The following is a 22,980-nucleotide window of genomic DNA, read 5'->3' as shown; positions in this document are numbered from 1 at the left end:
TGCGGTACGGGGAGTGGTGCGGGGGCGGTGCAGGGGGCGGGGAGCGGTACGGAGCGGCGGTGCCCTCTGGTGGGGCTCAGGGGCTCTGCCCACGGGCGTGGTGGAGGGGCCGTGCTCGCGGGGCCGGCACGAGGGCCGTTCGCGCGGCGTGCGGTGCGGGGGCTCACGGGGGCGCCGCACAGGCGGCGGGCCGCCCGGTCAGGGCGCCTCCGGGACCGGCACCGCGTGCCGCGGGTGCCACCGGAGTCCCACGCGGGCGCCGCGGTAGGCGGCGAGGTCGGCGGAGGAGGTCTCCAGGTTCTGCTGGACGGCGGTGAGCCGGCCGCCGCCGTCCAGGTCGACGAGGAAGCGGGTCGCGTCGCCGAGGTAGACGACCTCGGCGACGGTCCCCGTGGCGTGCGCGACGCCCGCCTCGACCGGGGCGCCGGGGTCCTTGACGACGCGGATCTTCTCCGGCCGGATGCTGTACGTGCCGGGGGCGCCGACCAGGGAGCGTGCGGTATCGCCCCCGAGGAGGTTCGAGGTGCCGACGAATCCGGCGACGAACGGGGTGGCGGGGCGCTCGTAGATCTCGTCGGGCGGGCCGACCTGTTCGATGCGGCCCTCGTGGAAGACGGCGATGCGGTCGCTCATCGTCAGCGCCTCCTCCTGGTCGTGCGTGACGAACACGAAGGTGATGCCGACCTGCCGCTGGATCTCCTTGAGCTCGACCTGCATCTGCTCGCGCAGCTTGAGGTCGAGCGCGCCGAGCGGTTCGTCGAGCAGCAGCACCCGGGGGCGGCCGACCAGGGCGCGGGCCAGGGCGACCCGCTGACGCTGGCCGCCGGACAACTCGCCGGGGCGGCGCCGGCCGAGGCCTTCCAGGCGTACCTGGGCGAGGGCGGCGCGGGACCGGACCAGACGCTCGGCCCGGGGGACGCCGCGGACCTTGAGGCCGTAGGCGACGTTCTGCTCGATCGTCATGTGCGGGAAGAGCGCGTAGTCCTGGAAGACGGTGTGCACGTCGCGCTCGAAGGGGGCGAGGCGGGTGACGTCCGTCCCGGCCAGCTCGACGGTGCCCGCACTCGGGGTCTCGAAGCCCGCGATCATCCGCAGCACGGTGGTCTTGCCGGAACCGGAGGGGCCGAGCATGGAGAAGAACTCCCCGTCGGCTATCTCCAGGTCCACCCCGGCCACCGCCTCGGTCCGGCCGTAGCTCTTGCGGAGTCCTGAGAGCCGGATCGCCATTCCCTCCATGATCGGGAACCTTTCTGGTGCGGGGGTGCGTTTCTGACGAGTGGGCGTAAACATATGAAGTCATAGTTCAAATCTCAAGACCCCCTTAAGGTAAAGCCTGAGTCAACGCACGAGGTGGTGGGACGTGAGACCGGACGGCAGACAGGGCGGCGGCGTACGGGACAGTGCGCGCGGGGCCGTGTTCACCCCTGTGGACACCCGGGCCAGGGTCGACACCGTCGTGCGCCGCATCGGCGACGCCATCGAACTCGGACTCCTCGCCGACGGCGAGCAGTTGCCCGGTGAGACCGAACTCGCGGGCCGGCTCGGCGTCTCCACCGTGACCCTGCGCGAGGCCCTCATGGCGCTGCGCCAGCAGGGTCTCGTCACCACCCGCCGCGGCCGCGGCGGCGGCAGCTTCGTCACCCTCCCCGAGGGGCCCCCGGAGGAGCGCCTGCGTGCCCGGCTCGCCGACTGGTCCACCGAGGAACTCCGCGACCTCGGCGACCACTGGGCCGCCGTCTCCGGAGCCGCCGCCCTGCTCGCCGCCCAGCGCACCCAGCCCGGCGACCTGCGCCCGCTCACCCGGACGGTCGACGAGCTCACGCACGCCGACGACCCCGCCGCGCGCAGCCGGCTCTACGGCCGCTTCCACGTCGAACTCGCCGCCGCAGCCCAGTCCGCCCGCCTCACCCGCGAGGAGATCGCCCTCCAGGCCGAGTTGGGCGCCCTCCTCGTCCTCGTCCTCGACGACACCGCGTATCTCGACTGCGTGGCGGATCGTCACCGCTCCGTGATCTCCGCCGTGCAGGATGAGGCCGACGAGCGCGCCAGAATGCTGGCCGAGCAGTGCGTACGCGAGTCCGTGGGCCGGCTGGTCGCCCTGCGGCTCGCGCCCCCCGCGCGTGCACCCGAGTCGCGTCCCGAGGAGGACACCGATGGCCAGGACGACCGGGCTCGCCCGCCCCACCGGAGCCGCCGCTGACTCGGCCGACGGGCTCGCCGACGCCGTCTCGGAGCGCGTCCGCGACACCCTCGAAGGCGTCTTCGCCGCCGTCGCCGCCACCGGAGCCGGCACCGAGGCCCTGCTCTGCGCGGCCGGCGGGTCCCCGGTCACCGCCGACCTCGCCGCCCTCCGGCCCGCGCTGCACCGGCGTCTCGCCGACCACCCGCTCGTCTCCGGCATCGGATTCGTCGCCCGGCCGGGCCTCCTCGCCGACGTTCCCGCCTGGCTGGAGTGGTGGCAGCGGGCGCCCGGCGGGGGCGTCCGCCCGCTGCTGCTCGACCTCGACCCGGAGCACTCGGCGTACTCCGACTACACCCACTGGGACTGGTACGAGCTCCCCCGCGAGACCGGCCGCCGGGCGGTCGCCGGTCCCTACGTCGACTACCTGTGCTCCGACGAGTACGGGCTCACCCTCTCCGCCCCCGTCCACGTCGCCGGCGCCTTCGCCGGGGTCGCCGCCGCCGACGTCTACCTGCGCCACTTCGAGGCGGCCGTGCTTCCCGTGCTCCAGGAACTGCCCCTCCCGGCCCGCCTGGTGAACGCGCGCGGCCGGGTCGCCGCCTCCACCGACCCGGCCCATCTGGCCGGCTCCCTCACCAAGGGACCCGACTTCCGCACGGTGCTCGCGGCACCGCCGGCCGTCCACCGCCACGGCGCCCTGCGCCTGACGCCCTGCACGGGCACCCCGCTGGTGCTCGTGACGCCGGAGCGGTGAACGGCCCTCCGCGCCAGGGTGCCCTGCCGATCAGGCCGGCCTGATCCGACGCGAAGGGTCGGGCACCCCTGGGCGGGCAACGGCGGGAGCCCGACGACAGGATCTAGCGGTACTCGACCGTCAGCGTCACCGGCGCCGTCTGGTTGACGAAGAGGTACGCCGTCGTGGCCGGGGCCGCCGCGAAGCCGAGCCGCAGCTGTGTCGTCCCGCTCCGGTCCAGGGCCGCGAGCGCGGCCGGGGACAGGTCCGTGGACACGGCGCTCCCCGAGGAGAAGGTCCCGATCTGCGCCGCGCCGGCGACCGTCGCCGGCGCGGACCAGTCACCGGCCTCCACCGCGCAACCGCCGAAGCAGCCCGTACGCACGTCCACGAGGAGCCGGTTGCCGGCCGGCGAGGCCCAGGGATCGCCCGAGCCGCTCGTCCGGGACACCGTCAGATACGCCCGGGTCACCTCCTTGCCCGCCGGGATCCTCGACGTGTCGAAGGACAGCAGCGTCCGGTTCACCTTCCCGTCCGTGCCGCGGCCGAGCGCGAAGCCGGACAGGTCCTCCAGGGTCCCGACCGCCGCACCCGAGCCGTCGGCCGACGCCTTCACGTACCCGTCCTGCGCGTCGACGCTCGACAGCGTCACCGAGCCGCCGCCGGAGGGCGGCGGGGGAGTGCCGCCGCGCAGGGCACGGACCATGCCCATCACGGCCTCGATCTGCTTCCCGCCGTGCCGCGCGTACGCCGCGTCACCGAGATACCCCCACCAGTTCCAGCAGCCGTTGGGGTTCTCCAGCGTGCCGGTGGGCGCCGCCTGCGGGTACAGCACGACCATCGCGTTCGTGTCCGCGTACTCGTTGAGATAGCCGTCCTCGACGAACCGGGTGCCGAAGCCCTGGTACGCGTACCCCTGCTTGCAGCCGTGCAGCGCCACCATCAGCGAGCAGGCCGCGCCGCCCGCGCACGACGCCGGGACGTAGGCGAAGCCCTCGTCGCCCATCGACACGGCGGCGGCCGAGCCGCCGGGCGCGTAGGCGTTCTGGTCGAAGCGGATCAGGCTTCCCGAGGGCGTGGTGGCGGGCGCCGCCACGGAGCCGAGGAGGTGCCCGAGCAGCTCGCGCTCGGCGTCGAAGCCGCAGTCGTTCAGGAACGGAGTCTGGGTCACCCCACAGGCGTTGGGGCCGAGGGGGCTGATCCAGGCGTGGCCGGCCGGGGTGCTGCGGTTGTAGAGCACCCGGGCGCCGAAGTGCGCGTAGTAGTCGGAGAGCGCCGACGCGACCGGCTGCTTCACCGTGGAGTCGTTCGTCCCGCTGAAGACGTACACCGGGTCGCCCGTCAGATGGGACACCGGATCCACCAGCCCCTGCGCGGACCGGTCGCGGGTGAGCTGCTCCAGCTGCGCGAGCTGGAGGTCCTGCGTGGTGTTCATGCACGCGTTGAGCGCGGTGGGCAGGCTGGCGCGCGCGCAGTCGTACGGCCCGGAGGCGAAGGCCGCCGAACCGGAGACCGTCCCGGAGTAGGCCACGTGCAGTTGGGTCGCCATGTAGCCGCCCGAGGACACTCCGGCGGTGTACACGGCGCCGATGTTGTACGGCGTGAGGGTGCCCGGCACCGGAGCCGGCGCCGCGGCGGAGGACGCGGGCGCGGCGAGGAACAGGGCGGAGAGGGCGGACAGCAGCAGCGCCGCCAGGCGCCGTGGGGGTGAGGTTCGGGGTGTGCGTGTGGGTCGCATCAGGACTCCCGTGCGGCTCGAACGGGTGGGGATGCGCCGGAGAGTAGAGCCGTCGCGAACCCGCCCCCTATGGGCCCGGGAGCCACAAACGTCGGGGCGGAGTATGGCGTGCCACGACCTGGCAGCCCCGGTGCCACCGCGCGGGGCCACCTGCGAGGATGCCCCCATGAGCACTGACCGGGACGCCCCCTTGGGCGCCGAGGAGAGAGACGCGCTGCTGTCCGGGGCCGTGGCGCTGCGCGAGGCCGGCCGCCGCGACGAGGCCCGCGACCGGCTCGTCGCGCTCGCCGCGCGCCTCCCCGACGACGCCGAGGTGGCCTACCAGACCGCCTGGGCGCACGACGTCCTCGGCCTGGAGGCCGAGGCCGTCCCCTACTACGAGCGGGCCCTCGCCGCGGGCCCGGCGCCCGGCGGCCTGTCGGCCGAGGACCGCAGGGGCGCCCTCCTCGGCCTGGGCAGCACCTACCGCACCCTCGGGCGCTACGCGGAGGCCGTCACCACCCTGCGCCTCGGCACCGACGAGTTCCCCGAGGACGGCGCTCTGCGCGCCTTCCTCGCCATGGCGCTGTACAACACCGGCGAGCACCACGACGCCGTGCGGCTGCTGATCCGCCTCCTCGTCGAGACCAGCGACGACCGGTACGTCAGGCAGTACCGCGAGGCCCTCTCCTTCTACGCCGAGGACCTGAACCGGCTCGGGTGACCGTGGTCAGTCGTTGACGGCCGTCAGCAGCACCACCGCGTCCTCCAGGGCGGTGAGCCCGTGGCGCTCCTTCGGGATCATCTGGAGCTGTCCCGCAGCCAGCTCCTCCGACCGCCCCGACGCCGTCAGCTCGACTCGGCCCCGCAGCACCTGGATGCTCGCCGCCGGGGGCGCGTTGTGCTCGTCCAGCGACATGCCCCCGATCAGGGCGATCACGCTCTGCCGCAGGACCCCGTCGTGCACCACCAGATGCGCGCTGCGGCCGTGGGCGTCGGCACGTGCCTTCGCCAGGTGCTCGTCGACGAGGGCTCCGAGGTCGAGGGGGGCGGGCTGCTGCATCGTGTCTCCCTGCGGGTGCGCGGACCGGTATCCCCAGCCTTGCGCGTACCGGGCGTCACGCAACTCGGGGCCGCCCGGCCCCGGCCAGGAGGCCCAGCGCCGTGAACCCCGCGGCCGCGAGCACCACCGCCGTCCAGCCGTACGCCCCGTACAGCCAGGCCGCCGTCAGGGATCCCAGCGCACCGCCGGCGAACGTGGCCAGCATGAACACCGTGTTCACGCGCGCGGCCACCTCCCGGCCGAGCCCGAGCACCCGGGACTGGTTCGCCACCTGGCAGGAACTCGTCCCGAGCACCACCAGCCCGGCTCCCACCACCAGCGCCACGGGAGAGACGGGCGCCAGCCCCGCGACCGCCAGTCCGAACCCCACGCAGGCCAGCGCCCAGCGCCCGACCGGACCCGCGCCGTACCGGTCCGTGAGCGGCCCCGCATACGCCGAGGCCAGCGCCGCCGGCACGGTCAGCAGCCCGAACAGACCCGCCGCCCCCGGCCCGTACCCCAGCGGAGGAGCGGCCAGATGGAAGACCAGCGCCGCCCAGAACACGCTGTACGCGGCGAACACGCACGCGCCCCGCAGAGCGGCCGCCCGCAACACGCGGTACGAGCCGAGCAGCCGGGGCAGCCCCGCGAGCATCCGCCCGTACGGGACCCGGGGCCGGCCCGCCGAGGCCGGCCGCTCCGGCAGCGCGCGCGGGAGGACCCACAGCAGCGCCGCCGTCGCCGCCGCGGCCACCACGTAGGCGGTCCGCCAGCTGCCGCTCGCGTCGGCGACCGCGCCCGAGACGGTACGGGAGAGCGTGGAGCCCAGCGTCAGGCCCAGGCCGATGACGCCCACCACCCGGCCGCGACGCTCGGGACCCGCGAGGCCGGCCGCGACCGGCGTGAGGATCTGCGGCAGCACCGTCGTGGTCGAGAGGGCGAGCGTCGCGAGGACCAGCGTCACGATGTTCGGCGCCGCGGCGGCGACCAGCAGGGCCGCGCTGGTGGCGAGGAGCAGGGCCCGGGTGAGCGGTCGCAGCCGCGCGGTGTCGGCCAGCGGCACCAGCAGCAGGAGGCCCAGCGCGTAGCCGATCTGCGCCGCCGACGCGACCAGGCCCGCCGTGCGCTCGGAGACGGCCAGCCCGCGGGCGACGGCGGCGAGCAGCGGCTGCGGGAAGTAGATGTTCGCCACCGTCACGGATCCGGCCACGGTGAGGGCCAGGACGTTCACGGGGGCCGGGGCGGGCCGCTGCGCGGTGCGCGGGTCTGAGGGGTGGAGGGTCACGGGCCCAGGCTCCCGCCCCGCGGGCGGACCGATCAAGGTGAAAGAATGCAAGCGGCGTTGAGCGAGACTTAACGATCGACGGCGGACCGGGACGGACCCTGGAGACGGAAGGGAGGCGGAGGGTGCTCGAACGGCACGAACTGGAGGCCTTCCTCACCCTCGGCGACGAGCTGCACTTCGGCCGCACCGCCGAGCGCCTCGGCGTCTCCCCGGCCCGGATCAGCCAGACCGTCAAGAAGCTGGAGCGGCGCATCGGCACCCTCCTCTTCGCCCGCACCAGCCGCAGCGTCGCCCTCACCCCCGTCGGCCGCCGCCTCCACGAGGAGCTCCGGCCCGCCCACGCGCAGATCCTGGCCGCCCTCGAACGCGCCACCGCCGCCGGCCGTGGTCTCCTCGGCACCCTCCGCGTCGGCTTCGGCTCCCCCTGGGGCGGCGAGCTGCTCACCGCCGCCGCGGACGCCTTCCTGGCCAGGCACCCCGGCTGCGAGCTCACCCTCCGCGAGGTTCCCGTGGACGCGGGGACCCGTCCGGTGGAGGACGGCGAACTCGACGTCCAGTACGCGGCCTTCCCCATCGGCGTCCCCGGGCTCACCGCGGGGCCGGTGCTCGCCCGAGAGGACCGGGTGCTGCTCGTCCCGGCCGCCCACCCGCTGGCCCGCCGCACCTCGGTGAGCCTGGAGGACCTCGCCGGCCTGGCCCTGGTCACCACCGGCCGCACCCGGTCCCGCACCTGGCGCGAGGCCCACTACCCGGCCCGCACCCCGTCCGGCGCCGCCATCCACCGCGGCCCCGGGGCCGCCACCTGGGAGGAGGTGCTGTCCCTCGTCGGCGCCGGCCGCGGCGTCGCTCCCGGCGCGGCACGCGGCGCCCGCTACCACCCGCGCCCCGGCATCGCCTACGTGCCCTTCGACGATGCCCCGCCCCTCGAATACGGCCTGGTCTGGGCGGCGGCGAACGAGAACGCCCTGGTCAGGGCGTTCGTCGAGACGGCGGTGTTCCGGTCGGTGTGACCCGTGATCCCCGGCCGGGCACGAGCAGGAACCGCCCACCCCGTCCGCCCGTCCTCTCCACGGGGGTTGCGACAGGCTCGCCCCTTCGCTCTTCACCACCGAGGTCCGAGGAGATCCATGGCCGACACCGTCCACTCACTTGCCGACCGTCTCCACGACGTGCTGGTGGATCTCCTGACCAGGGGAGCCGCCACAGCGGGCACCAGGGGCCTCCACGACGTCGTCGCGCGGGCCACGGCGCTCGGCCCCGAGGGCGCGTGGATCGCCGCCGCCGGCCGTGCCAACCTCGGTGGGCTTGCATGCCTCCAGGGGGAGTGGGAACTGGCCGTCCTCCACCTGGAGGCGGCCGTGGCAGACGGCTACAACGACTGCGTGGCGCTCCATGTCCCTCCCGTGCGACCGCTGCACGACGATCCCCGCTTCCGCGCCCTCTACGAGCGGATGCGCGTCACCGCGGCCGACCTGGACGAGTTGTTCTGGCTGCACCAGGAGATGCAGACCATGGCGAGCGACGCCCAGCGCGCGAGCGTCGACAACATCGGCCGCCTCGACACCGGGGTGTCGTTGCTCCCCCAAGCCCCCATGCCGACCCGCGCGCCGCACACCCCGGGCGTCCTGATCACCCGCCTCGATCTCGCCGCGGCCGGGACCGCACTCCAGCAGGCCGCCCTGAAGGCGGAGTTCCAGCGCAGCTCCGGCAACACGAGTCTGAGTCTCATCGACGACTCGTGGGACTACGGCCGCGCCAGACGCGACGCCTGGGACGCCGACGCGCTGGAGACCCGGCGCCTGCGGGCCGCCGAGGCCAGGGCCTTCGTCGAACGCCCCGGCGCCGGCAGCGCGCTCGTCCCGTGCCCGCCGCTGGGCTCGATCACCTATCCCGGCTGAGCAGGGGCCACATCGGCGCGTCGGCCGACGGACGCCCGGGCGCCCGGGGCGCCGGTCGGGATGCCGGCGAGGAAGGTGCTGTCCGGCAGGATCAGGACAGCACCGCCGGTGGCGGGCTCCACCTGCGGGACCGGGAGACCGTCGAGGACATGCCGTAGTCCTTCTTCAGGTGCTCGGGGATGGCGTAGTGCATCACCCGGCCGCGCGTGAGCGAGGACAGCTCGAACTGCGTGGTGAGGTGCCCGAGCCGGTCCAGGAGCCAGGCGCCGAGCGGCGAACGGTCCTCGACCGTCTCCAGGACGCCCAGGAGGTGCGGCACCGCCTTGACGACCGTGTCCCAGGAGGTGCGGGGGACCTCCAGCCAGTCCGCACAGGTGTCGCCCACGAGGTGACGGACGAGCGCGGAGACGACGGGGTCGAAGAAGGTGCCCGGCACGACCTCCTCGTACAGCTCGATCAGCTGCCTGGTCAGCAGCGCCCCCTCCGGCGACGGCCCCATGTGCCGGAGCATGTACAGATCCAGGAAGCGGCGCGCCTCGCCGAGGTCCTTCGGCACGGCCTCCTGGTCGACGCCCAGCATGGCGCCGACCACCCGCCACGCGTACGCGTAGGCCTCCGCGCCCTCCGTCGACATGTGGATGCCCAGCCGGTGCAGGCTGTCGAGCACGAGCATCGAGAAGAACATCTGCCCGCCGATCATGTCCTCCTGGCAGATCGGCAGCCCCAGACCGGCGACGTCCCACCGGTCCTCGCGCCGCAGATGGTGCCGGATCGAGGCGTGCAGCAGCCGGACCTTCTGCGCGGCGGGAACGAAGCGGCCGCCCGCCTCGAAGGCGTCCGGCCGCATCAGGTACACCGTGAACTGGCCGGTCTCCGCCATGCGCTTGGCCGGGTACTCCAGCCCGTGCGTCGTCGCGAGCAGCCGCGCCACGTGCGGGACGAGATAGCAGGCGGGCATCGCGGCGAACGACAGCGCGGTCGTGATGTGCACGTCGTTGTCGGTGAAGAAGAGCCGGGCCCTCTCCATCTCGCCCCAGTCCACCCAGCTCGGTGGCGCGGCCGTGACGTGCAGGTACTCCCGGGCGACCTCCGGAAGGCCGTCCGGCAGCGGCGCGCCGGCCGTGGAGACGTAGCGCATCAGGGTGTTGAAGGTGCCGACCTCCCCGCGTTCGAAGAGGGTGGCGACCGTGGCGTCGGCGAGCTCGTCGCCGGCCTGGCGCAGGGCGTCCATCGACGCCTCGGTGTGGATCATGCGGGCTCCTTCGGGGCTCCGGTGCGAGGGGCTCCGGTACGGGGTCAGGACAGCCGGGTCGAGGCGGAGTGCGCCAGGGAGGTCAGCGCGGCGACCGCCACCGGCGGCGCGTCGAGCTCGTCGAGGGCGCGGAGGGACTCCTCGACCCGGGCGGCGATGAGGCCCTCCACGCGCTCCGGGGCCTTCAGGCTCCGCATCAGCGCGCGCACCTCGTCCGGGGCGGCGTCCCCCTCCGGGCCGTCCGCCGCGAGCAGGGTGCGCAGCCGCTCGCGCTGGTCGGTGTCCGCGACCCGCCAGGTCTCCGCCAGGAGGGCCGTGGGGCGGGGACCGCGCAGGTCGTCGGCGGTCGCCTTGCCCGTGTGCGCCGGGTCGCCGAACAGACCGAGCAGGTCGTCGCGCAGCTGGAAGGCCTCACCGAGCGGCAGCCCGTACGCGGAGTAGCCCTCGCCCAGCCGCGGGGCGGCCCCGGCCAGGGCGGCGCCGATCAACAGCGGCTGCTCGACGGTGTACTTGGCGGTCTTGTAGCGGATCACCTTGAGCGAGGCCGCCATGTCCGGCGCCGTGCCCGTGTGCAGGATCTCCAGGCACTCACCGGCGATCAGGTCCCGGGCGAGTGCCGCCCACAGTGGCCGCGCCCTGCCCAGGAAGGCGGCCGGCAGCCCGCTGGTGACGAACAGCTGCCCGGCGAGGGACATCAGCAGGTCCCCGACCAGCATCGCGAGCGACCGCGCGGCGCCGGCCGCCTCGGGGTGGCGGGGCACGGCGGCGCGCAGCGCCTCGTGCGCGGTGGGCCGCCCGTGCCGCAGGGGACTGGCGTCGATCAGGTCGTCGTGCACCACCGCCGCCGCGTGCACCAGCTCCATGGACGCCGCCGCGCGCACCAGTGCGTCGCTGTCCGGCTGCCCGCCGCCCCGCCAGCCCCAGTAACAGAACGCGGCCCGCAGACGCTTGCCGCGCGCGACCGCCGTCTCCATCTGCTGGGCCACCGGCGCCAGGGCCGGGTCGACGTCGACCAGGTGGTCCGCCTCCCGGGCCGCGAACTGCCGCAGCACGTCGTCGACGCGGGCCTTGAACAGGGCCGGGTCCCAGGCCTCAGCCATCGTCGCGGGACCGCCGGTCCAGCACGTGCCGGGCGAGCACCTCCAGATGGGCCGGCGGAGTCGCCGCGTACCGGTCGAGGGCCAGCCGCCCGCGCGCCACCAGGTCCCGTTCGGCATCCTCCACCAACTGCACGGTGTCGGAGCGCCGTAACAGCCCCCGCACCGTTCCCAGGGCCGAACCCAGCGTGCTCACCGCCAGGTCCGCGAGCCCCGCCACGAGCAGGACCGCCTGCTCGTCCCTGCTCTCGCCGCCACCGCCGCCGTCCGTCCCCAAGGTCATGGATCAAGCGTGGCGAGGCCCCGGCACGGTACGCGCGGGAAACTCACGAACGAGTGAACGCGCCGGTCGGTCCCGGTCCGGCGCAGGCGTGCTACCCGGCCGTCAGGTCGCCCGTCAGGTGGTCGTACGCCACATGCGCGTGCAGCCGGACCCCGGTCACCAAGGTGTCGTCGTCCGCGTAGAAGCGCGGATGGTGGTTGGTGACGATGCCGCGCCCGCCGGGCGCGGGGACGGGACGCCCGGCGGCGTCCAGCGTCGCGTCCTGGACGCCGAGCATCACGTAGAGGCCGCCGAAGCGCTTCACGAGCTCGGACACGTCGTCGTAGCCGAGGGTCGCCCCGGTCTCGACGACCCGCTCCGGGCCCACGACCCGGCGCAGGGTCGGCAGTCCCGCGGCCACCCACTCCGCGCTGTTGTGCACCGGCGGCACCGCCTGGAGACAGTCGACCGTGGCCGTGGCGTGGTACGCGGCGGCCGAGTGCTCGGCGAGCGTGGTGAGCCGTCGCCGGACCTCCGCCATGTCGGACTCCTCCGCACAGCGGATCGTGCCCCACAGGGTCACGGTCTGGCCGATGATGTTGAAGCGGCCGACGTCCTCGACGTGCCCGATGGTGACGGTGACCGGGGCGTAGGCGGAGACCTGACGGTAGATCTGGCCGATCCCGGTGAGGATCGCGCCGGCCGCGGGCATCGCGTCGACGCCCTGCCAGGGCGTGGAGCCGTGCACCTGCTCGCCGGTGACGACGATCCTCACGAGGGTGGAGGCGGCGTACTGGTTGCCCACGTGGTAGCCCACGTACCCCCGGGGATACGGGGTGACGTGCATCCCGAACACCATGGTCGGCACCGGGTCGGCGAACGCGCCCGCGTCCACCATGGCCCGTGCGCCGCCGTCCTCCGTGACCGGCGGCCCCTCCTCGGCCGGCTGGAAGACGAACAGGACGGTGCCCGAGAGGCGTTCGCGCGCGCCGGCGAGCACGCTCGCCGCGCCCATCAGCATCGCGGTGTGGCAGTCGTGACCGCAGGCGTGCGAGACGGGGAACGGCCCGCCCGGGTAGTCGGCGTCCACCGTCTCCGACGCGAAGTCGGCCCCGCACAGGTCCCTGACCGGCAGCGCGTCGGTGTCCGCGCGCAGCGCGACCGTGCGCGGCCCGGGGCGGCCGCCCCGGAGCACGCCGACGACGCCGTGGCCCGCGATGCCGGTGCGGACCTCGTCCAGGCCGAGGGAGCGCAGATGGTCCGCGACCAGCGCGGCCGTCCCCTCCTCGCGGTTGGACAGCTCGGGGTGCCGGTGCAGGTGCCGCCGCCAGGCGATCACCTGCCGCGCGACCTTCTCCGCCGCCCGGTCGAGCTCCGCGCGGACCGCGCCTGCTCCGGCGTGTGCGGGTTCCGTGCTCACCAGGTCCTCCGTCTCGCCCGAGGAACGGACGTCCCGCACCAGCCTCGCACGCGAGAGTCCCCCGCACCCGCCTGTTGCCGTGACGGGAGGGACGCAGAGGTCCGCACGACGCGCACGGGCACCGCCGGGGCATCCACGGCGCCCGCCGGGGCACCGGCCCTGGTCAGGCCCCGGCGGGGACCGGCGAGCCGCGCTCGATGAGCGCCGCCGTGTCCACACCCGGCGGGAGCGTCCCGAAGGCGATGCCCCGGTCGGAGTCGAGACGCGAGGCGCAGAAGGCGTCGGCGACGGCCGGGTGCCCGTGCCGGACCAGCAGCGAGCCCTGGAGGACGAGGGCCAGGTCCTCGACCAGACGGCGGGCCCGGTACTGCAGGGCCGCGGGGTCGCCGAGGCCGGCGAGGTCCTTGCGCAGGCGGGCCACCGTCGCGTCCAGGCGCCGGTCGGCGCCGGCCGCCCGGTCCACCTCGGCGAAGAAGGCCTCGACGGCCGCGGGCTGCTTGCCCATCGCGCGCAGCACGTCGAGCGCCGCCACGTTGCCCGATCCCTCCCAGATGGACGGCAGCGGGGACTCGCGGTAGAGCCGGGGCAGGCCCGAGTCCTCGACGTAGCCGTTGCCGCCGAGGCACTCCAGGGCCTCGGCCGCGTGGGCCGGGGCGCGCTTGCAGACCCAGTACTTGGTGACCGCGAGGCCGAGGCGCCGCAGCTGCTCCTCCTCCTCGTCGCCCGCCGTCGCCCGGTCCACGGCGCCCGCGAGACGCATCGAGGCGACCGTCGCGGCCTCGGCCTCGACGGCCAGGTCGGCCAGCACGTTGGTCATCAGCGGCTGGTCGCGCAGGCGGGCGCCGAACGCGCTGCGGTGGGTGGCGTGGTGGACGGCCTGGACCAGGCCGAGCCGCATCCCGGAGGCCGAGCTGAGGGCGCAGTCGAGCCGGGTCATGTTCACCATGCGGATGATGGTGGCGACGCCGCGACCCTCCTCGCCGACGAGCCGGCCGAGTGCGCCCTCGTACTCGATCTCGCTGGAGGCGTTGGAGCGGTTGCCCAGCTTGTCCTTCAGGCGCTGGAAACGGATCGTGTTGAGCGAGCCGTCCGGGAGCACGCGGGGCACCAGGAAGCAGGACAGACCGTCCGGCGCCTGGGCGAGGGTCAGGAAGACGTCCGACATCGGGGCCGAGGTGAACCACTTGTGCCCGGTCAGGGCGTACAGGCCGGCCTCGCCCGTCGGCACCGCGCGGGTGGTGTTGGCGCGGACGTCGGAGCCGCCCTGCTTCTCCGTCATCGACATGCCGGCGATGATCCCGCGCTTGGCCGTCGGGACGCGCAGGCCGAAGTCGTAGTACGGGGAGGACAGCAGCGGCTCGTACACGGCGGCGAGCTCCGGCTCGGCGCGCAGCGCGGGCACCGCCGCGTAGGTCATCGAGATCGGGCACAGGTGCCCCGGGTCGGCCTGGCCCCACACGAACACCTTGGCGGCGCGCGCCACGTGGGCTCCCGCGCGCCCGTCGGACCAGGGAGCGCCGTGCAGTCCGTGCCGCACGGCCACGTTCATCAGCTCGTGCCAGTACGGGTGGAACTCGACCTCGTCGACCCGGTGCCCGTACCGGTCGTGCGTGTGCAGGACGGGGGAGTGGCGCTCGGCGAGGCGACCCCACTCCTGGGCCTCCTGTCCGCCGGCCAGCACGCCCAGCTCGCGGACGTCGCCCTCGGCCCAGCCCGCGCCCTCTCGGCGCAGCGACTCGAGGAGGGCCGGGTCGGCGGAGACGTCGTAACCGGTGAGCGGCGGAACTTGGTTCGTGACCTCATGCGTGGTCGGCATCGGGTACTCCCAGGGCTCGCAGGGTGAAGGTGACCAGGGCGGGAACGGTGCCGGGCCCGGGGGCCCCTTCCGTCAGCGGGCCGATCAGCGCCTCCGCGCCCGCGCCGACGAGCGCGGAGGCGGTGAGCCGGGCGTCCTGCGGCGGCAGCTCGCCGTCGCGTACGCCGGCGGCGATCCGCTCGGCGAAGACGTCGCGGAAGGCGCGCCGGAAGACCAGCCGCTCGGCGTCGACGGCCGGGTCGACGGGCTCGGCGAGCAGCGCGTAGGCGAGCCGCGGTGCCTTCAGGGCGCGGCTCGCGAAGGTCTCTATGACCGCGACCACGCGGTCCGCCGCCGTCCGGTGCGCGGCGAGGGCGGCCGCTTCGGAGACCGCGGCGACCTCCCGTCCCACGACGGTCCGGAAGAGCTCGACGGAGAGCTCGGCCTTGCTGGGGAAGTGCCGGTACACGCTCCCGGTGGCGATTCCCGCCCGCGCGGCGACGGCGGCCACCGTGCAGCCGGCGTAGCCGTGCTCGGAGAGCAGACCGAGGCCCGCCTCGACGACCGCGGTGCGCTGTGCGTCGAGACGGGCCTGGACCGCGGGCGTGCGTCGGTAGGGCATGGAAGGAGTGAAGCAGTGATTCATACCTTCAGCAAGAGATCCGGCGCCGCCCTGCTCAGCGTTCCGTCAGGTCCCGCAGGGCGAAGTCCTCGGGCAGCGGCTCCTCGAGCGCGTTGAGCGCGGTCACGAGCTTGCGCTCCTCGAAGGTGAAGTGCGACTCGACCAGGGCGACGAGCCCGTCGAGCTCCCCACGGATCCGCCGCACCTCGGCGGGGTCGGGCTCGGGTCCGGTGCCGAGGCCGTCGACGAGCTTCCGGACGGCCGTGAGCAGCTCCGTCACCTGCTCGTGGTCCCGGGAGAGCTCGTCGAGCACGGGGTGCAGCTCGGGGTGGCGCCGGGCCAGGGCGGGGAAGACCCCGTCGTCCTCGGCGGTGTGGTGGCGGGTCAGGGCGGTGCAGAACGCGAGGCAGTGGGCGCGCAGTTCGCGGGGGCGCTCACCGCCGGCGGCGAGGTGCGCGGCCACGTCCGCACGGAGGCGGGCCAGCTCCTCGCGGAGGTAGAGGTGGACGTCGACGAGTTGGTTGCCGAAGGCCCGGACGCGGTCGGTGGGTTCGGGAAGGGCGGACATGCCCGCATCGTAGGGGGCGGGCATGTCCTGTCCCGTTCCCGGCGAACCGGGGGAGCGGGCGTCAGCCGGTGAAGATCTCCGCGATCGACCAGACGGCGAGCGCCGCCATGCAGATGCCGCCGATGCGCTGGACCGTCTTCAGCGGGACGCGCTTGGCGATGAAGCGGCCGGCGACGAGCGCGAGGGCCGAGACGCTCATGAGGGCGGCGGCGGAGCCGATCGCGGTGGACCAGGTGCCGTTGGTGGCGGCGAGGTTGGCGGTGGTGATCTGGGTCAGGTCGCCCCACTCGCTGATGAACACGGCCATGAACGCCGTGGAGTAGACGGGCCAGAAGCCGGTCACGGTCTTGCCGCCGGCGTCCTCCTCGCCCTCGTCGTCCCCGCCGCGCAGCAGCATGAAGGCGCCGAAGCCGAACATGAGGGCCGAGACGAGCTTGACGGACCAGCCGGGGAGGAGGCCGAGGAGGCTGCCGGCGCCGACGGCGATGGCCACGTGGACGATGAACGCGGTCGAGGTGCCGAACCACACGTACAGCGGACGCATGCGCGTGCCCATGGCGAGGGACGCGAACATCGTCTTGTCCGGAAGCTCGGCGAGGAAGATCAGCCCGAAGGCGGTGATGATCGCCAAGGGGTCGAGGTGCATACCGGGGCTCTCTGATAGGACCGGGCCCGGGCCCGGCACGGCGCCTCGACAGGCGACGGGAGGACCACTCGGCCCGGCGTGACGGATCACGCCCACAAGGATGCGGACGTGACGTACTGCCTGGCCGAAGGTCTCGCCCGCCCGCGTTTCCGCAAGGCCCGGTCACCGGGAACCCGGGGGTTCCAGTGTGTCGACGACCGGTTCGCAGGGCTACTCCCCTTCGCTGTGGACCAGTGTAACGGACCGTGCGAGCGATCTTCGAAGACACTGTCTACGTGAGGTGTAGACAGTGTCTACTGAGATCGGCTAGACAGGTTCCATGACCGCAGACCCTCACCCTCCCGAGCCCGGACTCCGCGACCGGCTCGTCCGCACGGGCGTCGAGCTCGTCGACGCCGAAGGCGTCCAGGCCCTCTCGCTGCGCGAGATCGCCCGCCGCGCCGGCGTCTCCCACGGCGCGCCCCGGCGGTACTTCCCGACCCACCTCGACCTGCTCTCCGCCATCGCCCACGAGGGCTTCCGCGAACTCGGCACCCGGGTGGCGTCGGTGACCGCGGACGAGCCGCGCGCCCGGATCGCGGCCCTCGCCGGGGTCTACCTCGACTTCGCCCACCGCCGCGGCGGGATGTACGAGCTGATGTTCCGCCACGACCTGCTGGAGAGCGGCCGACTCGGGCTACGGGACACCAGCCTCCCGCTCTTCGCCCACCTCGCCGAACTCGTCGCCCGCGCCCGCCCGGACGCCCCCGACCCCGCGGTCGTCGCCGGCGCCCTGTGGGCCAACCTCCACGGTCTCGCCCAGCTCCGGCGCTGGGGCAGCCTCCGCCTCGCGACCGGCACGGACGACATGGCACCGCTGCTCGCCGCGTCACTCGACGCGCACCTCGGGCCGGCCGCCGGGGCCGTGGGCGGCGGGCGATGAGCGAGCGCCCCGTCCGTCCCTCCGCGCTCCACCGTCCCCTCGCCCTGACCTGCAGCGTCGTCGGCGCCGCCGTGGTCGCGCTCGACGGGACCGTGCTGACCATCGCCCAGCCCGCGCTCCAGGCGGACCTCGGCGCGGACACCGGGCAAGTGCAGTGGACCAGCACCGGCTACCTCGTCGCCGTCGCGAGCCTGCTCGTCTTCGCCGGGCGGCTCGGGGACCGCTACGGACACCGCAGGGTCTTCGCCCTCGGCTGCCTCGGCTTCGCCGGTGCCTCCGCAGGGATCGCCGCCGCGCCCGGCATCGGCTGGGTCATCGCCCTCCGGGTCCTCCAGGGCGTCGCCGGAGCGCTGCTCCAGCCCGCCACCCTGGGAATGCTCCGCGCCGCCTTCCCGCCCGAACGGCTCGGGATGCCCGTCGCCCTGCGCACCAGCGCCATCGGCCTCGCGGCCGCCGGCGGCCCGCTGGTCGGCGGGCTCCTCGTCGACGCGTACGGCTGGCGGGCGGTGTTCCTCATCGGCGTGGCACCGACGCTCGCGATCGCCCTGCTGTGCCTCGCCGTGCCCGAACCGCGCCGGGCGGCCGCGCCGGGCGGAGCGGGCGCGCTCGACCTGCCGGGCGCCTGCCTGCTCGGCCTCGCCCTCGCCTGCCTCGTGCACGGGCTCGTCCAGGGGCCCGTGGCCGGCGCCGCGCCCGTCCTCCTCCTCGCGGTGCTCGCCGCCGTCGCCTTCACCGGACACGAACGGCGCGCCCCGCAGCCGCTGCTGCCACCGGACCTGTTGCGGTCCGGACCGGTGGTCGCCGGCCTCGGTGCCCTGCTCGCCGTGTCGGCCGCCCTCTCCGGCACCCTGTTCACGGCCACGTACCTCCTCCAGGACACCCTCGGCCTCGGCCCGCTGCCCACCGCGCTGCGGATGGTGCCGCTCGCCCTGCTCATGATCGTCGGCGCGCCCCTGAGCGCCCTGCTCAAGAAGCGGGTGGGCGCGCGGGCCACCGCCACCGGCGGGGCCGTCCTGCTGGCCGCGGGCGTGCTGCTGCTCGGCCGGCCCGCGGTGACCTCCTCCGGGCTCGCCACCGGCGCGTGCGCCGCGCTGATCGGCGCCGGGTTCGGGGCCGTCATGGTGACGGCCACCTCCGTCGTCGTGCACCACGCCGCCGAGGAGCACGCCGGGGTCGCCGGCGGGCTCCAGCAGACCGCCATGAACACCGGCCCGGTCGTCGGCGTCGCCCTGGCCACCCTGCTCCTCGCCTCCGGCGCCGTGCTGCCGGTCCTGGCGGCCGTCGGCGCGCTCGCCGTCCCGGCCGCGCTGGGCCTGCCCGGCATGCCGCGGCGTGAGGAGGGCGCCCGGCGGCGGGTCGCGGACACGCCAGCGGGGCCGTAACGCCCGTACATGACCCGGATTCCTACGTACGATCACGGAATGCCCAATGGTGGTCGCCTCCCCGCCGTGACGAAGACGAGCACCGAGTTCAATCTCGGCCTCGCGCTGCCCCTCCTGGCCCTCGCCCTGGTGGCGGCCGCCGACCTCATCACCTCGGAGGGGCAGCACTTCGACCGGCTGCTCGTCATCGGTCCCGCGCTCGCCGCCATCACCTGGAGCGTGCGCGGCACCCTCGTGATCGGGCTGGTCGCCATGGTGCTCAGGGTGGTCCTCGGGGTGGCCCAGGACGATTCCGTGACGGACGTCGTCGCCGCCGAGCTGGTCCTGGCCGCCGTCACCGTCGCGGCCCTGTGGGTCAGCGGGGTCCGCACCCGCTACGAGCGCGACCTGAGCGAGGTCACCGCCGTCGCCGAGGTGGTCCAGCGGGTACTGCTGCGCCCGCTGGCACCTCGTCTCGGCACGGTCGAACTGCACCTCCTGTACGTCTCGGCCGCGGCCAAGGCCCGGATCGGCGGGGACTTCTACGAGGCCGTACGGGTTCCGGGCGGCGTCCGCGTGATGCTGGGCGACGTCCAGGGCAAGGGCCTCGGCGCCGTCGAGACCGCCTCGGTCCTGCTCGGCGCCTACCGCGCCGCCGTCACCGAGGCGCCCGACCTCGGCGCCCTCGCCGACCGCCTCGAAGAGGGACTGCAGCGCTACGGGGCCTGGGACCCGGACTCCGACGCCGCCGAGCGCTTCGCCACCGTCCTGCTGATCGAGCTGCGTGACGACCTGGACGTCGTACGTCTCCTCAGCTGCGGTCACCCGGCCCCCCTGCTCCAGCACGAGGGCCGGGTGCGCGCCCTCCCCTTCGCCGACCCCTCCCTGCCCGTCAACCTCGCGGGCCTGTACGCCTCCCGGCACCACATCGAGGAGGTGCCCTTCGGACCGGGGGACCGGCTGCTGCTGTTCACCGACGGGGTGAGCGAGACCCGCGACCGCGACGGCGACTTCTACCCCCTGGAGGAGCGGCTGGGCCACTGGGCGGACGAGCCCGCGGACCGGGTCCTGACGCTGCTCCACGAGGACCTCACCGTCTACGGGGCGAGCGGCCTCGACGACGACGTGGCCGCGATGCTCGTCGTGCGCCCCCCGGAGACGGCCCTCCCGCGAGCGGCGGACGCCCCCGCCGCCCTGCCGTAGCGGCCCCGCCCCGCTTCGGCTGTGCGGGACCGGGCGGCCGGTGTCCGCACGGGCTCCGGCGCGCGGTCGGCTGGTCGACGGGACCCGCGGTCCAGACGCCGCCCGGCTCCGGCAGACGCTCGCCGCCGTTATGGAGGGCGCCGGACGGACCGGAAGCCGGGCGCACTCGCGGACCCGGGCGGGGGTCGGACGGCGCCGGACGGTGTGGGCGGACCTGGACGGGGCCGGACGACGCCGAACGGTGTGAGCGGGGCGGACGGTGTGGGCCGGGCGGACGGTCTGGGTCGGGCTCGGCGCCCGAGCGCGGCGAACGGTGTGGGCGGGGCGGGGCGGTGGGCCCGGCCCCGCCCACGGCGGAGACCAGGGGGCGGTCAGGCGAGCGGGGCGAGCCCCAGGTGCTCCCGCAGCGTGCTCCCCGTGTACGACGTCCGGTACGCTCCGCGCTCCTGGAGCTCCGGGACCAGCAGGTCCACGATGTCGTCGAGACCGTCCGGGATCAGGTACGGCGAGACGTTGAAGCCGTCGATCGCGCCGTGCCGGGCGAAGCGTGTGAACCTGTCGGCGAGTTCCGACGGCGTCCCCACGTGCCCGCGCTGCGGACCCAGTTCGATGACGGTCTCCCGCAGGGACCAGCCGTTCGCCTCCGCCTTCGCCCGCCACTCGGCGACCACCGTCCGCGGATCGGCGATCCTGGCCGAGCCGAAGGCCCCGGTGTTCTCCAGGACCACCGGGTCCTCCGCGGGCAGCGGCCCGTCCGCGTCCCGGCCGGAGAGGTCGAGGTTCCACAGGCGGCCGGCGACGGCCAGGGCCGTCGCCGGGGTGACCTGCTCCTGCCGCACCCAGCGCGCCTTCTCCTCGGCTTCCTTCTCCGTCGCCCCGATGATGATCTCGGTGCCCGGCAGGATCCGCAGCGCGTCCTCCGGGCGCCCCGCCGCGCGCAGCCGGCGCCGGATGTCCTCGGCGAACGCCAGTGCGTCGTCGAAGTCCTGGCCGTGCGCCGAGAAGATGACGTCGGCGTTGCGCGCCGCGAAGTCCCGGCCGTCCGGGGAGTCGCCCGCCTGGAAGATCACCGGGTGCCCCTGCGCGCTGCGCGGCAGCGTCGGCGCGAGGTCCACGTCGAACTGCGGCCCGGCGGCCCGTACCCGGCCGATGGTGCCCGGCACCGACCAGCTGCGGGCGTCGGCCGAATCGGCCACCGCGCCGTCCGCCCAGCCGTCCCAGACCGCGCGGGCGACGCTCAGGAACTCCTCGGCGCGCCGGTAGCGGTCGGCGTGGTCGAGGAAGCCGCCGCGCCGGAAGTTGGCGCCGGTCCAGGCGTTGTCGGTGGTGACGACGTTCCAGCCGGCCCGGCCCTCGGAGAGCAGGTCGAGGCTCGCGAGCCGGCGGGCGAGGTCGACCGGCTCGTTGAAGGTCGTGTTGGAGGTGGAGACCAGACCGATCCGGTGGGTGACGGCGGCGAGCGCGGACAGCTGGGCGAGCGAGTCGGGACGGCCCGCCACGTCCAGCTCGTGGATCTCACCGCCCGTCTCGCGCAGCCGCAGCCCGTCGCCGAGGAAGAAGGCGTCGAAGAGCCCGCGTTCGGCGGTCTGCGCGACCCGGCGGAACGAGGCCGGGTCGATCTGCGAGCCGCTGTCCGGGTGGGACCAGATGGTCCAGTGGTTGACGCCCTGGAAGAAGACGCCGAAATGCAGCTGGGCGTCGGGGCGGGGGACGTCGTTCGGGTCGGTGGCGGTCATCGGTTCCCCTCCCGGGCGGGCGTGGCGGCGGCGGTGGCGAAGCGGCTCTCGGGCCGGGGGAGTCCGAGCGAGGTCCGCAGCGTCGAACCCGGCAGCGGGCGCGCGGCAACCCGCCGGACGAACAGCTCGGGAAGGACCAGGCGGGAGAGCACCGCCAGGTCCTCGTCGAGCACCAGCGGGTGCAGCCGCACCCCGTCGACCAGGGCGCTCAGCTCGTCGAGGAGGTCGACGAGTCCCTGGGCGGATCCGGTGTAGCGCAGCCGGCCGGGCGGGCGGCCCGGTGCGGAGTCCCAGGACGCGAAGCGCTCCAGGTCGGCGATCCGCTCGGCGGCCGACTCGACCGGGGTGTCCAGGGCGACCTCGATCTCGGCGAACGCGAGCGGCGCGCCGGAGGCGGCGGCCGCCCGACCGAGGAGCGCGGGGGAAGGTCCCTCGACCAGGGCGACGTCGACGAGTTCCGGGGGGACGAGCCCGGCGGGGGCGAGCACCACGGGCCGCCCCTGCGGCGGGCGGGGCACGATCGCCGGGCCCTTCACGCTGTACGTCTCGCCCGTGAAGTCGACGTAGTGCAGGCGCCCGCCGTCCAGGTAGCGGCTCGTGGCGACCGAGCGGATGACGGCGTCGTCCTCCCAGGAGTCCCACAGGTCGCGCACCACGCGCAGCCCGTCCACGGCCTCGCGGCGCAGCGCCGCCTCGCCCTCGACGAGCGGCCTGCCCCAGGCGCGGGCGGCCTCCGGGGCCTCCTCCACCCCGACGACCCAGCCGGCCCGGCCCACCGAGAGGTGGTCGAGCGAGGCGAGGCGGGTGGAGACGTGGAACGGCTCGGCGTAAGTGGTCGCGACGACCGGGGCCACCCCGATCACGCTCGTGACCGCGGCCGTGAAGGCCGCCCGCTCCACGGCACCGAGGCGGCCCGCGGGACCGCCCGAGGCCGCGGAGCCGGGCGGCAGGATGCCGTCGTCCAGGGTGACCAGGGTGAAGCCGGAGTTCTCGGCCACGGCGGCGACCCGGCCGACCCGGCGGGGGCTCAGCAGCGCTCCCGGCGCGTGCGCGGCCCGGCGCCAGGCGGCCGGGTGGGCACCGTCGCCGTCGATCTCGACGGCGAGGTGCAGGGCGGGGTGAGGCATGGAGGTCCTTCCGAACGTGAGGCGGCACGGCGGACCGTCGGCATGCCGACGACGGAGCGGACAGGACCACGGCGAGCGACGTGCCGGTGCGGCGCTGCGGCGACAGAGCGGG

22 protein-coding genes are annotated in these 22,980 nt (G+C 74.7%); 8 read left to right on the top strand and 14 right to left on the bottom strand.

From position 1 onward, the window contains the following. Positions 1-198 precede the first annotated feature (198 nt). Positions 199-1,236 (bottom strand): ABC transporter ATP-binding protein, encoded by a 1,038-nt coding sequence (locus ACIRQF_RS02595; RefSeq protein WP_404088189.1) that lies wholly within the window; start codon positions 1,234-1,236, stop codon positions 199-201. A 178-nt stretch (positions 1,237-1,414) separates the two neighbouring features. Here ACIRQF_RS02595 and ACIRQF_RS02590 point away from each other — a divergent pair, with 178 nt between their 5' ends. Next, positions 1,415-2,200 (top strand): FadR/GntR family transcriptional regulator, encoded by a 786-nt coding sequence (locus ACIRQF_RS02590; protein WP_404088187.1) that lies wholly within the window; start codon positions 1,415-1,417, stop codon positions 2,198-2,200. Beyond that, on the top strand, positions 2,154-2,936 hold the full coding sequence (locus ACIRQF_RS02585; protein ID WP_404088185.1) for a cache domain-containing protein: 783 nt from the start codon (positions 2,154-2,156) through the stop codon (positions 2,934-2,936). The genes ACIRQF_RS02590 and ACIRQF_RS02585 overlap by 47 nt, the downstream gene beginning before the upstream one ends. A gap of 103 nt (positions 2,937-3,039) precedes the next feature. Here ACIRQF_RS02585 and ACIRQF_RS02580 read toward each other — a convergent pair whose 3' ends face one another. Next, positions 3,040-4,653: a poly(3-hydroxybutyrate) depolymerase gene (locus ACIRQF_RS02580; protein ID WP_404088183.1), complete on the bottom strand. Its 1,614-nt coding sequence runs from the start codon at positions 4,651-4,653 to the stop codon at positions 3,040-3,042. Positions 4,654-4,843: 190 nt separating this feature from the next. On the opposite strand from ACIRQF_RS02580, the gene ACIRQF_RS02575 reads away from it, so the two are divergent. Next, the gene (locus ACIRQF_RS02575; RefSeq protein WP_404089490.1) at positions 4,844-5,356 is read left to right on the top strand and encodes a tetratricopeptide repeat protein; all 513 of its coding nucleotides are present in this window, start codon (positions 4,844-4,846) and stop codon (positions 5,354-5,356) included. Positions 5,357-5,362: 6 nt separating this feature from the next. On the opposite strand, the gene ACIRQF_RS02570 is transcribed toward ACIRQF_RS02575, so the two are convergent. Both ACIRQF_RS02570 and ACIRQF_RS02565 read right to left on the bottom strand, forming a co-directional pair. Next, positions 5,363-5,695 (bottom strand): cupin, encoded by a 333-nt coding sequence (locus ACIRQF_RS02570; RefSeq protein ID WP_376628029.1) that lies wholly within the window; start codon positions 5,693-5,695, stop codon positions 5,363-5,365. 55 nt (positions 5,696-5,750) lie between these two features. After that, on the bottom strand, positions 5,751-6,959 hold the full coding sequence (locus ACIRQF_RS02565; protein ID WP_404088181.1) for an MFS transporter: 1,209 nt from the start codon (positions 6,957-6,959) through the stop codon (positions 5,751-5,753). 122 nt (positions 6,960-7,081) lie between these two features. Here ACIRQF_RS02565 and ACIRQF_RS02560 point away from each other — a divergent pair, with 122 nt between their 5' ends. Both ACIRQF_RS02560 and ACIRQF_RS02555 read left to right on the top strand, forming a co-directional pair. Then, a complete protein-coding gene (locus ACIRQF_RS02560) occupies positions 7,082-7,969 on the top strand; it encodes a LysR family transcriptional regulator (RefSeq protein ID WP_404088179.1) in 888 nt (295 codons plus the stop codon). 117 nt (positions 7,970-8,086) lie between these two features. After that, a complete protein-coding gene (locus tag ACIRQF_RS02555) occupies positions 8,087-8,857 on the top strand; it encodes a hypothetical protein (RefSeq protein ID WP_404088177.1) in 771 nt (256 codons plus the stop codon). Positions 8,858-8,948: 91 nt separating this feature from the next. On the opposite strand, the gene ACIRQF_RS02550 is transcribed toward ACIRQF_RS02555, so the two are convergent. The 8 genes from ACIRQF_RS02550 to ACIRQF_RS02515 all read right to left on the bottom strand — a co-directional run bounded on the left by ACIRQF_RS02550 (position 8,949) and on the right by ACIRQF_RS02515 (position 16,519). Next, the gene (locus tag ACIRQF_RS02550; RefSeq protein ID WP_404088175.1) at positions 8,949-10,109 is read right to left on the bottom strand and encodes an oxygenase MpaB family protein; all 1,161 of its coding nucleotides are present in this window, start codon (positions 10,107-10,109) and stop codon (positions 8,949-8,951) included. Between the two features lie 44 nt (positions 10,110-10,153). Then, positions 10,154-11,209: a polyprenyl synthetase family protein gene (locus ACIRQF_RS02545; RefSeq protein WP_404088173.1), complete on the bottom strand. Its 1,056-nt coding sequence runs from the start codon at positions 11,207-11,209 to the stop codon at positions 10,154-10,156. Beyond that, a complete protein-coding gene (locus ACIRQF_RS02540) occupies positions 11,202-11,489 on the bottom strand; it encodes a polyprenyl synthetase (RefSeq protein WP_376628017.1) in 288 nt (95 codons plus the stop codon). The genes ACIRQF_RS02545 and ACIRQF_RS02540 overlap by 8 nt, the downstream gene beginning before the upstream one ends. A 91-nt stretch (positions 11,490-11,580) precedes the next feature. Then, on the bottom strand, positions 11,581-12,888 hold the full coding sequence (locus tag ACIRQF_RS02535) for a M20 family metallopeptidase (RefSeq protein WP_404088170.1): 1,308 nt from the start codon (positions 12,886-12,888) through the stop codon (positions 11,581-11,583). 163 nt (positions 12,889-13,051) lie between these two features. After that, entirely contained in the window at positions 13,052-14,704 is a 1,653-nt protein-coding gene (locus tag ACIRQF_RS02530) for an acyl-CoA dehydrogenase family protein (protein WP_404088168.1), read from the bottom strand. Next, a complete protein-coding gene (locus ACIRQF_RS02525) occupies positions 14,688-15,305 on the bottom strand; it encodes a TetR/AcrR family transcriptional regulator (RefSeq protein ID WP_404088166.1) in 618 nt (205 codons plus the stop codon). The genes ACIRQF_RS02530 and ACIRQF_RS02525 overlap by 17 nt, the downstream gene beginning before the upstream one ends. A gap of 55 nt (positions 15,306-15,360) precedes the next feature. After that, complete coding sequence (locus ACIRQF_RS02520; RefSeq protein WP_404088164.1) at positions 15,361-15,873, bottom strand: hemerythrin domain-containing protein; 513 nt, start codon at positions 15,871-15,873, stop codon at positions 15,361-15,363. A 61-nt stretch (positions 15,874-15,934) separates the two neighbouring features. Continuing rightward, on the bottom strand, positions 15,935-16,519 hold the full coding sequence (locus tag ACIRQF_RS02515) for a TMEM165/GDT1 family protein (RefSeq protein WP_376628007.1): 585 nt from the start codon (positions 16,517-16,519) through the stop codon (positions 15,935-15,937). Positions 16,520-16,838: 319 nt separating this feature from the next. On the opposite strand from ACIRQF_RS02515, the gene ACIRQF_RS02510 reads away from it, so the two are divergent. From ACIRQF_RS02510 to ACIRQF_RS02500, 3 genes are read left to right on the top strand one after another with little or no spacing between them, the layout of a single operon-like run. Further along, complete coding sequence (locus ACIRQF_RS02510; protein ID WP_389754049.1) at positions 16,839-17,441, top strand: TetR/AcrR family transcriptional regulator; 603 nt, start codon at positions 16,839-16,841, stop codon at positions 17,439-17,441. Continuing rightward, the gene (locus tag ACIRQF_RS02505; protein WP_404088161.1) at positions 17,438-18,823 is read left to right on the top strand and encodes an MFS transporter; all 1,386 of its coding nucleotides are present in this window, start codon (positions 17,438-17,440) and stop codon (positions 18,821-18,823) included. The genes ACIRQF_RS02510 and ACIRQF_RS02505 overlap by 4 nt, the downstream gene beginning before the upstream one ends. A 39-nt stretch (positions 18,824-18,862) precedes the next feature. Beyond that, the gene (locus tag ACIRQF_RS02500; protein ID WP_404088159.1) at positions 18,863-20,005 is read left to right on the top strand and encodes a PP2C family protein-serine/threonine phosphatase; all 1,143 of its coding nucleotides are present in this window, start codon (positions 18,863-18,865) and stop codon (positions 20,003-20,005) included. Positions 20,006-20,376: 371 nt separating this feature from the next. On the opposite strand, the gene ACIRQF_RS02495 is transcribed toward ACIRQF_RS02500, so the two are convergent. Both ACIRQF_RS02495 and ACIRQF_RS02490 read right to left on the bottom strand, forming a co-directional pair. Next, positions 20,377-21,741: an NtaA/DmoA family FMN-dependent monooxygenase gene (locus tag ACIRQF_RS02495; protein ID WP_404088157.1), complete on the bottom strand. Its 1,365-nt coding sequence runs from the start codon at positions 21,739-21,741 to the stop codon at positions 20,377-20,379. After that, entirely contained in the window at positions 21,738-22,868 is a 1,131-nt protein-coding gene (locus ACIRQF_RS02490) for an LLM class flavin-dependent oxidoreductase (protein WP_404088155.1), read from the bottom strand. The genes ACIRQF_RS02495 and ACIRQF_RS02490 overlap by 4 nt, the downstream gene beginning before the upstream one ends. Between the last annotated feature and the right edge of the window lie 112 nt (positions 22,869-22,980).

The sequence above is a fragment of the Streptomyces sp. NPDC101191 genome (assembly GCF_044767915.1).
Taxonomy (GTDB): Bacteria; Actinomycetota; Actinomycetes; order Streptomycetales; family Streptomycetaceae; genus Streptomyces.
Note: the sequence above shows the minus strand (reverse complement) of the source record. Positions and strands in the feature narration are given on the sequence as shown.